General features: G+C 41.1%; 16 protein-coding genes. 1 reads left to right on the forward strand and 15 read right to left on the reverse strand.

What is annotated here, in order from left to right; translation table 11 throughout:
* Positions 1-33: 33 nt before the first annotated feature.
* Both C3945_RS02200 and C3945_RS02205 read right to left on the reverse strand, forming a co-directional pair.
* On the reverse strand, positions 34-870 hold the full coding sequence (locus C3945_RS02200; protein WP_161878049.1) for an MBL fold metallo-hydrolase: 837 nt from the start codon (positions 868-870) through the stop codon (positions 34-36).
* Between the two features lie 88 nt (positions 871-958).
* A complete protein-coding gene (locus C3945_RS02205; protein WP_161878050.1) occupies positions 959-1,786 on the reverse strand; it encodes an aminoglycoside N(3)-acetyltransferase in 828 nt (275 codons plus the stop codon).
* Positions 1,787-2,090: 304 nt separating this feature from the next.
* On the opposite strand from C3945_RS02205, the gene C3945_RS02210 reads away from it, so the two are divergent.
* Positions 2,091-3,281 carry a coenzyme F420-0:L-glutamate ligase gene (locus C3945_RS02210; RefSeq protein ID WP_161878051.1) on the forward strand — a complete coding sequence of 397 codons (1,191 nt, stop codon included), beginning with the start codon at positions 2,091-2,093 and terminating at the stop codon, positions 3,279-3,281.
* Between the two features lie 55 nt (positions 3,282-3,336).
* On the opposite strand, the gene C3945_RS02215 is transcribed toward C3945_RS02210, so the two are convergent.
* The 13 genes from C3945_RS02215 to secY all read right to left on the reverse strand — a co-directional run bounded on the left by C3945_RS02215 (position 3,337) and on the right by secY (position 12,792).
* Positions 3,337-4,074, reverse strand: coding sequence for a nucleoside/nucleotide kinase family protein (locus tag C3945_RS02215; protein WP_161878052.1), 738 nt, complete (start codon positions 4,072-4,074; stop codon positions 3,337-3,339).
* The gene (truA, locus tag C3945_RS02220) at positions 4,067-4,861 is read right to left on the reverse strand and encodes a tRNA pseudouridine(38-40) synthase TruA (protein WP_161878124.1); all 795 of its coding nucleotides are present in this window, start codon (positions 4,859-4,861) and stop codon (positions 4,067-4,069) included. Before truA ends, C3945_RS02215 begins: the two co-directional genes overlap by 8 nt.
* A 164-nt stretch (positions 4,862-5,025) precedes the next feature.
* Positions 5,026-5,823: an energy-coupling factor transporter transmembrane component T family protein gene (locus C3945_RS02225; RefSeq protein WP_161878053.1), complete on the reverse strand. Its 798-nt coding sequence runs from the start codon at positions 5,821-5,823 to the stop codon at positions 5,026-5,028.
* A complete protein-coding gene (locus tag C3945_RS02230) occupies positions 5,820-6,695 on the reverse strand; it encodes an energy-coupling factor ABC transporter ATP-binding protein (protein ID WP_161878054.1) in 876 nt (291 codons plus the stop codon). Before C3945_RS02230 ends, C3945_RS02225 begins: the two co-directional genes overlap by 4 nt.
* A complete protein-coding gene (locus C3945_RS02235; RefSeq protein ID WP_161878055.1) occupies positions 6,671-7,510 on the reverse strand; it encodes an energy-coupling factor ABC transporter ATP-binding protein in 840 nt (279 codons plus the stop codon). Before C3945_RS02235 ends, C3945_RS02230 begins: the two co-directional genes overlap by 25 nt.
* A gap of 364 nt (positions 7,511-7,874) precedes the next feature.
* On the reverse strand, positions 7,875-8,288 hold the full coding sequence (gene rplQ, locus C3945_RS02240; RefSeq protein ID WP_161878056.1) for a 50S ribosomal protein L17: 414 nt from the start codon (positions 8,286-8,288) through the stop codon (positions 7,875-7,877).
* A gap of 97 nt (positions 8,289-8,385) precedes the next feature.
* Positions 8,386-9,330, reverse strand: a complete 945-nt coding sequence (locus C3945_RS02245) for a DNA-directed RNA polymerase subunit alpha (RefSeq protein ID WP_161878057.1) — start codon at positions 9,328-9,330, stop codon at positions 8,386-8,388.
* Positions 9,331-9,390: 60 nt separating this feature from the next.
* A complete protein-coding gene (gene rpsK, locus C3945_RS02250) occupies positions 9,391-9,786 on the reverse strand; it encodes a 30S ribosomal protein S11 (RefSeq protein WP_161878058.1) in 396 nt (131 codons plus the stop codon).
* A 29-nt stretch (positions 9,787-9,815) separates the two neighbouring features.
* Positions 9,816-10,181 (reverse strand): 30S ribosomal protein S13, encoded by a 366-nt coding sequence (rpsM, locus tag C3945_RS02255; protein WP_161878059.1) that lies wholly within the window; start codon positions 10,179-10,181, stop codon positions 9,816-9,818.
* Between the two features lie 21 nt (positions 10,182-10,202).
* Entirely contained in the window at positions 10,203-10,316 is a 114-nt protein-coding gene (rpmJ, locus tag C3945_RS02260; protein ID WP_034551737.1) for a 50S ribosomal protein L36, read from the reverse strand.
* A gap of 36 nt (positions 10,317-10,352) precedes the next feature.
* Positions 10,353-10,571 carry a translation initiation factor IF-1 gene (gene infA, locus C3945_RS02265; protein ID WP_034299926.1) on the reverse strand — a complete coding sequence of 73 codons (219 nt, stop codon included), beginning with the start codon at positions 10,569-10,571 and terminating at the stop codon, positions 10,353-10,355.
* 166 nt (positions 10,572-10,737) lie between these two features.
* Positions 10,738-11,382: an adenylate kinase gene (locus C3945_RS02270; RefSeq protein ID WP_161878060.1), complete on the reverse strand. Its 645-nt coding sequence runs from the start codon at positions 11,380-11,382 to the stop codon at positions 10,738-10,740.
* Between the two features lie 111 nt (positions 11,383-11,493).
* On the reverse strand, positions 11,494-12,792 hold the full coding sequence (gene secY / locus C3945_RS02275; protein WP_161878061.1) for a preprotein translocase subunit SecY: 1,299 nt from the start codon (positions 12,790-12,792) through the stop codon (positions 11,494-11,496).
* Between the last annotated feature and the right edge of the window lies 1 nt (position 12,793).

Below are 12,793 nucleotides of genomic sequence, written 5' to 3' on the forward strand. Positions count from 1 at the left end.
GATACACCTTCTACTATCTTATTTTAGAACGATCTAATCATCCACAAACTTTCCCTTGTCAGGCATGGCGACGTCTTCCCAGTTGTTCAAGACATGAAGCAGACCTTCTTTAAGTGGCTCACCGCTCATCGGTTCACCGTGGCCAGTTATACCGTAATAAGGATCCAAGTCGACAATTTTTCTAAAGGATTCTTTTGCCGTGTCCCAATCAGGTGTCAAGTAGCGCGGGGGTCCACTGACTTCTGCTTTTTGAGTCAGAACGGCATAGAGGCTTTCTTGTTTTGTTGTGACAAAGGCATCCGCAGCAATAATCAGTCGATCCGATTCTCTAAATAAAGCAATTTGCCCTTCAGTATGACCTGGAACAGGCAACCATCTAAATTCTGGTAAAAAAGGAACCGTTCCGTCTAGTGGCAAAGTTGATACCTTGTCCTCCAGATCAATAGGGTCAGTTGGGAAGGCTTTGGATACTTTTACGACCATTCCTCCGTTTGCTTTGTAATCGGGTTCTGGGTAAGCTTTTTGACCGGTCACGTAAGGTAATTCTTTTTTATGAATATAAACAGGTACTTGCCACTCTTCAACCAGTTCAATAATGGAACCGACATGATCAAAATGACCATGCGTTAAAATAATGGCACTCGGCTTGGCATCCGGGCCGAATCGTTCCTCGGCGGCTTCTATTATTTTATCTCCTCGTTTGGGCATCCCTGCATCGACAAGGATAAACTCATCATTTCCAGGCATACCGATAAAAATCACATTGACTATTTGGTCGGTAAACACGTAAACGTCTGGTACCACTTCTGTTCCTTTTCCCGATGCCTTACTGTAAACAGGTAGTTTTTTATAATCGTCTCCGTATCTCATTTAACAGCACTCTCCTTTTGAAATGTAACTGTTCTCACGTATCGATTATAGTGTACTAGATGCTTTCTTTTATTACCAGAAGTTCGCTTTAGTCGTCTCGGTATTCTCCATAGAGTCTATAGTCCTTAAAGTAAGCAGCTGACTGATCGACTGCTTCTTTTACTGAATACAATTTAACCTTAGCGTTCCCTATTTTATGAATGGTGACGGCCCCCTCTTTCTCGAGCAAAAAGCCTATGTCATTAAACTGACTTTCATCCAACTCGATATCTCGAATCGTTTTCCAGACCCGTTGACCGTTTTCCATCACTGCAGCGCCGTCTTTTTTATGTGGCAACCGCGGTGCTCTATATTCTCCCAAATGCATAGCAGTAGACGAGCTGTAATCCGTTCCTATAGCCAACACTTTCGCATCCAATTCATACAATTTTGCCAAAGGTGACTCTTCTCCCAGGCCAAAATCAATCGCATGGTGACTAGTGATGTACTCAGCGTCTTTCCCCCATGCAGTAAAAGAGACTTGAGGATGATTACTTCTCATAACGTTTGGGTATGTTCTAAATAAATCCGCTGTCGCTCCCATATGAGGACATGGCGTTCTCTTCGGATCAAAAGCAGGCATGGTTTCTCTAATTGTCTTCCACCAGCTTTCAGGTACAGCGGGGTATTCCCATTCTGATGGGTCGCTCCAGTCACTCGTTTGAGCAGGCATAACGATCGTTCCGAGTTCACCATCGACTGTTTGCATCAATGCTTCAATCATCGCCATCGGGCCTCCATTTATCCACCCAATGGATGACAATGACGTATGAACGAGTAGAGTCTCATCCGGCTTGATTCCCATCTCTTTAAATGCTTCTGTTAATGATTCAACCGTATGCGGTCGAGCCGTTTGTTGAATAAATTTATAATTCATCTATTTAACGCTCCACTTCTTCACTCTACTGATAAACCAGATGGATAACTTCTGCTTGTCTTCTTTGGAGTGATTGCTTATTCACTTATATCCATATCCCTGACCACAAGCCTTTTCAAACGCTTGCAGCTACTGGTTAAGATTATAGCATAGTTCACTCTTGGCAAACAGATGGAAGAAATGGTACATCTCTTATTTACTTATTTGTATTTTTAGGGTTATACTATATGAGGGATTCTGAGCCATGTGATTATCGGTTTCGAATACATCCTCCAAAATCAATCTAACTTTAGGAGAGATTATTGTGGAAAGAGCAGTGGGTACAGTAGTAAGAGGCCTGAGAGGTCCTATTGTCAACGAAGGCGATCAATTAGTTGATATTATCGTGGATGTCGTATTGAATGCAGCCGAGTCAGAAGGGTATGATATCCAGGAAAAGGATATTATTGCTATTACTGAATCAGTGGTCGCGCGTGCACAAGGAAATTACGCCACACTAGATCATATTGCTACAGACATAAAAGACAAGTTTAAAGGTGAGACAGTCGGCGTTATTTTTCCTATTTTGAGTCGAAATCGTTTTTCTAATTTATTAAGAGGGATTGCAAGAGGAACAAGCAAAGTTGTATTAATGCTGAGCTATCCTTCAGATGAAGTGGGTAACCACTTAGTATCCATTGATGAACTGGATGAGAAGGGGATTAATCCATGGTCTGATGTCTTAACGGAAGACACATTCCGTGAGCATTTTGGTTATAAGGTGCATCCATTTACTGGGGTCGATTATATTGAGTATTACAAAGAGTTAGTTCAGAGTGAAGGTGCCGATGTTGAAGTCATTTTTTCAAATCAGGCAACATCCATTTTGTCCCACACAGAACATGTCTTGGCTTGTGACATTCATAGCCGGTTCCGCACCAAACGCTTATTAACCAAAGCTGGCGCAAAAACAGTATTAGGCTTGGATGATATTCTTTCTGAATCGATTGACGGCAGTGGCTTCAACGCAAGCTATGGTCTTCTTGGTTCAAACAAAGCAACAGAAGAAACAGTTAAATTGTTCCCAGACGGCGCTCAACCCATCGTTGATGGTATTCAAGAAAAAGTGAAAGCTGCAACAGGGAAAACGATCGAAGTCATGATTTACGGAGACGGGGCATTTAAAGACCCTGTGGGACAAATTTGGGAGCTTGCTGACCCTGTCGTATCACCCGCTTATACTAAGGGACTAGAAGGCACACCAAACGAAATTAAACTAAAATACTTGGCAGATAATAACTTCTCACATTTACGTGGGGATGAATTGAAAGCAGCCATTTCAGAGCACATTATGAATAAAGAAGATGATTTAGTAGGACAAATGGAATCACAAGGTACGACACCAAGACGCTTAACTGATTTAATCGGATCATTAGCCGACTTAACTTCAGGTAGTGGCGATAAAGGGACCCCATTTGTTTACATCCAAGGTTACTTCGATAACTTTACGAGTTAAATCTATTGATACAAAAGGACCTCACTTCCATATAGGGTGAGGTCCTTTTTTCTGCTCATTTAATCAATCGGCCTTCTAAGGTCAAGTTATACGTTAGATCCGCTTCTACAGAATGAGACATCACTAACTCACCATTAACTCGGTCTGTTCGCTCATAATGCAACACTGCTTCTTCTTCAGAAGTCCCACCTCTTTGTTTCCTCTTTACTAACCGATCTCTCACTGTCTCAACAGGCGCTTTTATCATAACAGATAGATCACACAGCTGATGCAGATCGTTCCATCCCTCTTTATCTAGTAATAAATAATTGCCTTCTACTAAAACAATATCGGCATCCACTTTTTGAGTGTCAGGCGAGACGTCATGTAGCATCCGGTCATATATAGGCCACTCTATCGTCTTTTGTGTTTTCAAAGCCTTAATATGACTGTGTAGACTTTGTAAATCAAAGGATTCAGGTATGCCTTTTAGTTTTCTTAGAAGTACCTTTTCCCCATTTCTTTCAATGTCATGTTGGTCCAGATACTCATTTCTATGATGAAAGCCATCCATTGAGATAGCTTGGAACGTATACGGGTAGTCATTGTCCTTGTAAAGGTCTTCCAGAAAAAGAGATAGAGTCGTCTTACCTGCTCCGGGTGGGGCAGCTAAAAAAACAATCACTCGATTCTCTGTCTGACTTTTCAACTCAGTCAGCTGATTTAAAAGAGGCATGAATAAGTCAGTCACTTCTTCTTCAGTATAGCTTGCCTCTACTTGGTGCCCCGTCACCATATAAGTTTTTTTAATCATCTCTTACCCCTCCTTTAACATAGCCAGGAATGTCTTTAACAGTGTAATAAACAGTCTCCATACATAATCCTGTAGGTGAGAGTGTCGGGCCAGCCGCTTCTCTGTCTACTGCCTTTATAATATGTGGGATGTCTTCAGCCGGTCTTCTTCCATCTGCCACTTGAAGTAGCGTCCCCATCAAAATACGAATCATATTATACAAAAAGCCATTCCCCACAAAAGTAAAGACCCACTCATTGGTCTTCTCATTTAATTCGACTGATGTCTGATAAATCGTTCTAACTTTATCTTCTTTGTCAGAATGAGTGGAAGCAAAACTTGTAAAGTCATGCGTACCCACTAAGTGAGCGAGTGCTCTTTCTACTGTCTCTTTTGTCATCGGGTAACGGTGATGATACGAGTAATGCCTTAAAAAGGGATCACGGACCCGGTTATTATCAATACGGTAAGTGTATTTCTTCGCTTTTGCCAAATAACGAGCATGGAAGGTGTCATCCACCTCTTCAACATGGTTAATGGCTATTTCTTCTGTCAGCATCGTATGAAGACCAATCATCATACCTTGAGGATCAATATAAAAGGGGAAGTCAAAATGAATGACTTGACCTTTTGCATGAACACCGGCATCTGTTCGTCCAGCTCCATGAATACGAATCGGTTTGCCCTTTGCTATTTTCGTTAGTGCTTTCTCTACTTCACCTTGAACCGTTCGAACATTCGGTTGAACTTGAAAGCCTGCAAAATTCGTTCCATCATAAGCGATGATTGCTTTATATCGTCTAGTCATCATATTTTTCAGTCCTTTATTCAGTCTCCTGAGAGCCATCTCAGCTATGCTTCAATGTATGTATCATAACTTATCACCTTCTAAATATAACAAAAAAAACACGACTAATCATCACTTCATGCTAGATAGCTGCGAATGTAATGATTAGTTGTGTTTTTATTTACTTACGTTCTTAAACTGATTAATAAAATAGATAGAACGACGAAAGCAATCATCACAACAGTGTCATTCTGTTGCCAGTTAAGCTGACGGTACTTGGTACGCCCTTCGCCACCTTTGTAGCCGCGTGCTTCCATGGCGGTAGCCAATTCTTCTGCGCGGTTAAAGGAGCTAACGAACAAAGGTATCAATAAGGGCACAATGGATTTCATCTGTTGGTAAATGTTTCCTTCACCAAAATCAATCCCACGTGCTCGTTGCGCATTCATTATTTTCTCCGTTTCATCCATTAATGTCGGGACAAAACGCAAGGCAATTGACAGCATTAATGCAATTTCATGAACAGGTACTTTGATCGCATTCAAAGGTCTTAGCAAATACTCAATCGCATCGGTTAATGACAACGGCATCGTAGTCAAAGTCAAAATCGTCGACATGAAAATAATTAAAACGAAACGCATAAAGATAAAGACACCATTTAACATGCCTTCTTGAGAAATAACAATGGGACCCATTCTAAACCAAATGGTCTGTCCACTTGTAAAGAGTACTTGTAAGATGACCGTGAAGAGAATGAGCCAGATGAGTGGCTTAATCCCGTTTATAAAAAAGCGCGAGTTGATTCCTGATAGTTTAACAGCCGTTAACACAAACACAGTCAGCGCCACATACGTCAACCAGTTATTGGCCAAAAAGATGATGATAATAAACCAAATGGCTCCCATCAATTTTGCGCGTGGATCTAACCGGTGTATAAAGGATTGACCAGGTATATATCGTCCAAAAATAAGTTTTTCCATCATCGGTCATCACCCACTTTATTGCCAAGCTTTTCTACCATTTGAGCTGCTAACTCATCCGTCGTTAAAGGGAGCGGATCGAAGGTCCATTGAAGTTTTTCTTCGAGTTCGTGAGCAAAGCGAACCGTTGACGGTACGCCTAACTGCATACTAGATAACCAACCGGCTTCTTTAAAGAGTTCTCTAGGATTCCCTTCGCGTCTGACCGTTCCTTGTTCCAGAACTATCATGTGATCTGCATATTCTGCTACGTCATCCATCTGGTGCGTAACCAGTACAATTGTTAGCCCTTGTTCTTTGTACAGCCTATAGAACATATCCATAATATCTTTTCTTCCTTGAGGATCCAACCCGGCTGTCGGCTCGTCTAAAACCAAGACTTCAGGATTCATAGCTAACACGCCGGCAATCGCTACACGACGCATTTGTCCCCCTGATAAATCAAAAGGTGAGCGCTCTAAAAAGCTTTCATCTAATCCCACTAAAGGCAGTAACTCTTTGGCTCGTTCAATCGCTTCCTCTTCAGACAAACCAAAGTTTTTTGGACCAAAGGCAATATCCTTACCAACGGTCTCTTCAAACAATTGGGCTTCAGGGAATTGAAAGACAATACCAACTCGTTTACGTAAGGTCTTTAATCCTTTATTTTCAGAATAGTTTGTAATGACCCGGTCACCAATGGTCACTTGGCCAGTGGTCGGTTTTTTTAAAGCATTCAAATGTTGAAGAACAGTCGATTTTCCACTGCCAGTGTGCCCGACTAGCGCAGTAAAAGACCCGCCTTTGATGGACAAGTTAATATCGTGTAAGGCTCTACTTTGAAAAGGAGTCCCTTGTTGGTAAGTGTACCCTACTTCTTCGAAACGTATGTCCATAACCAGTCCACCATCCCTTCTTCTGTAAGGTATTCAGCGGGCACATTCATGCCTTGTTTTTGAAGCGATGCTTTTAATCGTTCAGGGAATGGCAAATCAAGTCCCATTTCAATCAGCTTTTCACCGTAGGAAAAAATACGCTCCGGTGTCCCTTCTTGAATCATCTGACCATCTCGCATAACTAATACACGATTGGCCTCAGCAGCTTCATCTATATCGTGAGTAATAGATAGAACCGATAAGTTCTCCTGCTCTTTCACTTCTTTTACTGTCCGCAGCACTTCTGCTCTCCCTTTAGGGTCGAGCATACTCGTCGCTTCGTCTAAAATCATAATGCGTGGTCTTAAAGCTACAATACCGGCAATAGCGACACGTTGTTTCTGTCCACCCGAGAGTCTTGCCGGTTCTCTATCAGCAAATTCCAACATATTTACTTTATCTAATGCTTCTCTGACACGTTCAATCATATCTTCTCGAGGTACACCTATGTTTTCCAGTCCAAAAGCGACATCATCCTGAACAGTTGACCCAACAAACTGGTTATCCGGATTCTGGAAAACCATACCGACCATTTCCCGAATAGACCAGACGTTTTTCTCATTCAATGGCATGCCACCAACAGTCACTGTTCCACTGTCTGGTTCAATTAGCCCATTAATGGTTTTGGCAAGAGTCGACTTACCTGAACCATTTGGACCAATAATAGCGACCCACTCTCCTTGATTTATTGAAAAAGAAACACCCTTTAAAGCTGGACGTTGATCTTCATCGGTATACTGATACGTTATATTTTTGACGTTAATAATTTCTGACATAATCGTTACCTCGACTTCTCAATCTCAGAGTACAGGATTGGTCTTATTTTTAAGGTGTCTTGACACATAGTCAACATTACAAGATTACCAAAAACTTCCAATAATAACAATAGAAATTTCTCTTAGGTATACCTTATGACGATGAAGAATATGACTTGACGTGACAGGTTGTATTGCTTGGTTAAATCACTATGTATACAAAGAATACTTGACCGTAATAAAAAAACACTTAATGATATATGGCTTCTCCCGAGGTTTTCCCCGGGAGAAACTGAGCTAGACACTTGAGAACACTGTCTCATCATCATAACGCTCATCATACATCCAAAAAGTGATTTTGGTTGGTTATTAAAAGTTCACTCAATTATTTAGCGTCTTCGCTACTTGTATTTGCTTTTTCAACAAATTCCAAGATAGCCATTGGAGCTCCATCACCACGACGAGGTTCTGTTTTCAAGACACGAGTGTATCCACCGTTTCTCTCAGCAAAACGAGGTCCAAGGTCGTCGAATAACTTTTGTAGAACTGATTGTACTACGATTTCGTCTTCAGTTTCAGCTACTGTTGCTAGTTCATTACGAACAAATTGAGCAGCTTGACGACGTGCATGCAAGTCTCCACGTTTTCCTAAAGTAACCATTTTATCTGCAATAGAAGATACTTCTTTTGCACGAGTTACAGTAGTCGTAATACGTTCATTGATAATCAAATCTGATGTCAAATCACGTAGTAGTGCTTTACGTTGGGAACTGTTACGTCCTAATTTACGATAAGCCATTGCTCGAAATCCTCCCTTAACTACAAGATTGCATAACTGCTCATTTTAAAAAGCCAGTTAGTCATTCACGATTGCAGATGTATTAGCAATCGGTTCTTTACTCTTCTTCACGTAGACCTAAGTCTAGTTCATTAAGCTTTAATTTAACTTCTTCCAGTGATTTACGGCCCAAGTTACGAACTTTCATCATTTCTGGTTCAGTTTTATTAGTCAATTCTTGAACAGTGTTAATTCCGGCACGTTTCAAACAGTTGTAAGAACGAACAGATAGATCAAGCTCTTCGATAGTCATCTCAAGCATTTTTTCCATTTGTGTCTCTTCTTTTTCAACCATAATTTCCGCATCACGGGCTTGTTCTGTCAAGTTGACAAAAATGTTCAGGTGTTCAGTCATGATTTTCGCTGCTAAGCTCACACCATCTTCAGGAGCAATCGAGCCGTCAGTCCATACGTCAAGCGTTAACTTGTCGAACTGGTCTCTTTCTCCTACACGAGTATTTTCGACGTGGTAATTCACACGGCTGATTGGGGTATAAATCGAATCAACCGGTAATACACCAATCGGCATATCATCGTGTTTGTTGTGTTCAGCGCGTACATAACCTCTGCCTTTTTGTGCTTCCATGCGGGCATGTAAATGTCCACCTTCAGACACTGTACAAATATATAAATCAGGGTTCATTAATTCAACATCGCTGTCATAAATAATATCAGCAGCTGTTACAGTTGCTGGTCCCTCGATATCCAATTCAATGGTTTTTGTTTCATCAGAATACAATTTAAGTGCGAGTTTCTTTAAGTTTAAAATGATGGCAGTCACGTCTTCTACAACTCCATCGATCGCAGTGAATTCATGTAAAACGCCATCGATTTGTATATTTGTGACGGCAGCACCCGGCAAAGATGATAATAAGATTCGACGTAGGGAGTTACCCAATGTAGTTCCGTATCCACGCTCAAGCGGTTCAACGACAAACTTGCCGAATTTCCCATCTTCACTGATCTCAACTGTTTCTATAACCGGCTTCTCAATTTCGATCATCTAGTCCGTTTACCCCTTTCAAAACGTTTAGTCCACGCTATCCTAAAACGACATCTAAAATTATACGCGACGACGTTTTGGAGGACGGCATCCGTTGTGTGGTACCGGTGTTACGTCACGAATTGCAGTTACTTCAAGCCCTGTAGCTTGCAAAGAACGAATTGCAGCTTCACGACCAGAACCAGGACCTTTTACAGTCACTTCAACCGATCTCATACCATTTTCCATACTTACTTTCGCAGCAGCTTCAGCAGCCATTTGAGCGGCAAAAGGAGTAGATTTACGAGAACCTCTGAATCCTAATGCACCAGCAGATGACCATGAAATTGCATTACCATTTACATCTGTGATCATAACGATTGTATTGTTAAATGTTGAGCGGATGTGTGCTACTCCTTGTTCAACATTTTTCTTCACTCTACGTTTACGATTACGAGCGGGTTTTTGTTTAGCCATTCTTGATTTACCCTCCTAACTAACGGTGATTATTTTTTACGACCTGCGATTGCAACAGCTCTACCTTTACGAGTACGAGCGTTGTTTTTAGTGTTTTGTCCACGTACTGGCAATCCACGACGGTGACGAATGCCACGGTATGAACCAATTTCGATTAAACGTTTAACGTTTTGGTTGACTTCACGACGAAGATCTCCCTCAACTTTAAGTTTATCTACTTCAGCACGAATTGAGTCTAATTGATCATTTGTTAATTCACGTACACGGGTTTCTTCTGGAACACCGGCAGCAGCTAAAATCTGTTGAGCTGTCGTTTTACCAATTCCGTAAATATACGTTAGTGATATAACCACATGTTTATCACGTGGAACATCTACTCCTGCTATACGAGCCATGTATGAGCACCTCCTATTAAATTATCCTTGACGTTGTTTATGTTTAGGATTTTCGCAAATAACCATAACACGGCCGTTACGACGAATCACTTTACATTTGTCACATATTTTTTTGACTGATGGTCTTACTTTCATGAACTTTCCCTCCTTGAAGTCTTCGGAGTCCTAAGTTTATTTGAATCGATACGTAATGCGTCCACGAGTTAAATCATATGGAGACATTTCAACCGTAACCTTATCCCCAGGCAGAATCCGGATGTAATTCATACGAATTTTGCCAGAAACGTGAGCTAGAATTTCGTGCCCATTTTCTAATTCAACTTTGAACATTGCATTAGGTAAAGTTTCTAGGACAGTTCCTTCGATCTCTATAACATCATCTTTTGCCACGCCTGGTTTCCTCCTTTGATATTTCACTTCTGTACGCATAACGATAAGTGAGATTAGTTAGTCTCACTTTTCAGGGTTATATTATTAGAACATCATTTTTGACGCTCGTAATATTATACCACGCGTACACAATCATTGCAAGGATTCTTAAAAAACATCGGACTTCTTATTTTAGTATGTCCTTAATGTCCTCAAATACTTCTTTTGGATGTCTCTCTCCGTCTATTTCACGTACAAGTCCTTGCTCCCCGTAGTACTTAGCAAGTACTTCCGTTTGCTCTTCGTTGACGTTAATTCTGTTTTCAACTGTTTCTGGTTTGTCGTCTTCTCTTTGATAGAAGTCGTGCGCCCCACACTTATCACAAGTCCCTTCCACTTTTGGTGGATTGGTTACTTTGTGATAGGTTGCTCCACAGTTTGAACACATGAATCGTCCAGTCAAACGCTCCATCAAAATCTCTTTAGGGACTTTAATGTACAACACATGGTGTAGTCTTCTATTAGAAGATGCCAATGCTTGTTGTAAAGCTCGAGCTTGATTCAATGTGCGTGGATAGCCGTCCAGTAAAAATCCTCTTTTTGCATCATCTTGCAGTAGACGTTCTTTAACAATGCCATTAGTGACTTCGTCAGGAACCAAATCTCCTGCGTCCATGTATGTCTTTGCTTGTAAGCCAAGCTCAGTTTTATTTTTCATAGCAGCTCGAAACATATCTCCAGTGGAAATATGCGGAATGTTGTATTGATCAGTGATACGGGCTGCTTGAGTCCCTTTCCCTGCTCCGGGAAGACCTAGTAAGATTAAATTCATCTTGCTTCCTCCTTAAATTGTTCACCCTGTTTAGAATGGAAAAAAGATCGATTCACCCGACTGAATTCAGCTACTTTATGGGTAAATCGTCTTAATTCTAAAACAGCTCTTTTATGAGCGTTGAATGAACCCTTGGTAACTCTTCTTGCTTAATAGTCCTTCCAATTGACGCATGGAGTCTAATGCTACACCGACAACAATCAGTAAGCTAGTACCTCCAAGGGCAAGTGAGCTAGGAAGATTAAACAAAGCAGAAGCCACAATCGGAAGCAATGAGATTAACCCTAGGTAAATCGCTCCCACTGTGCTTAAGCGAATAAGCATGTAACCAATGTATTCTTCAGTTGCTCGTCCTGGACGTACACTTGGGATGTAGCCACCTTGTTTCTGTAAGTTCTCTGCAGCTTTTTCAGGGTTAACCTGAATGAAGGCATAAAAGAATGTAAACAGAACGATGAGTACAGTATAAAGTACCGCTCCGATTGGTTCTTGTAGGTTGAAGATACTCGTCAACACTTGATACCATCCGGCGTCTTGATTACCTTGTGCAAAGTAACCCAAGATAATTTGCGGTGTCATAAGGAACGAACTTGCAAAGATTACTGGTATAACTCCAGCCGAGTTCACTTTTAGCGGTAAAACAGCACTGTCTTTAGACGTGTTGGCGCGCTTAGAGTAACGGATTGGAATGTTTCGTTTTGCGTTTTCCATATAAGTGACCAGAATAACTAACAACACAAAGCCAATAATGATCGCAATGGTTAATACCCACGCGCTGACGATTTCGTCACCAGCATTACGAATTTGTGTGTTATAAAATGTCTGGACATCCTGTGGAACACGAGAAATAATACCAGAGAAAATGATGAATGACGTTCCGTTACCGAAACCGTTCACTGTAATCATTTCTCCTAACCACATAACCAACATGGTTCCTGCGGTTAAGATGATGGCAATGGTAATATAGGTTGCTGGCCCAGGGTTTACGACTAATCCTAAACCTGTTAATGCATTAAAGCCATAAGAGATACCTATCGCTTGGAAGAAAGCCAAGACGATGGTTAGATAACGAGTGGCTTGATTCAACTTCTTACGACCGACTTCTCCTTGTTCAGACCATTCCTTGAATTTGGGAATGACGTCCATTTGAAGGAGTTGTATGACGATAGAAGATGTAATGTAAGGTGATACACCAAGGGCGAATATTGAGTAGCTACTCAACGCTCCACCACCGAATGTATCCAACAAGTTAAATAAACCAGTTTCTGATAATTGACTTAATGCTCCAGCATTAACGCCTGGAACGGTAATGTGTGTTCCAAGACGGAAAACAACTAGGAGTCCTAAGGTGAATAAGATACGACTACGAACATCTTTCTCTTTAAAAGCGCCCTTAATCAGATCAATCATC

This window comes from Alkalibacterium sp. MB6, from assembly GCF_009935905.1.
Taxonomy (GTDB): domain Bacteria; phylum Bacillota; class Bacilli; order Lactobacillales; family Carnobacteriaceae_A; genus Alkalibacterium.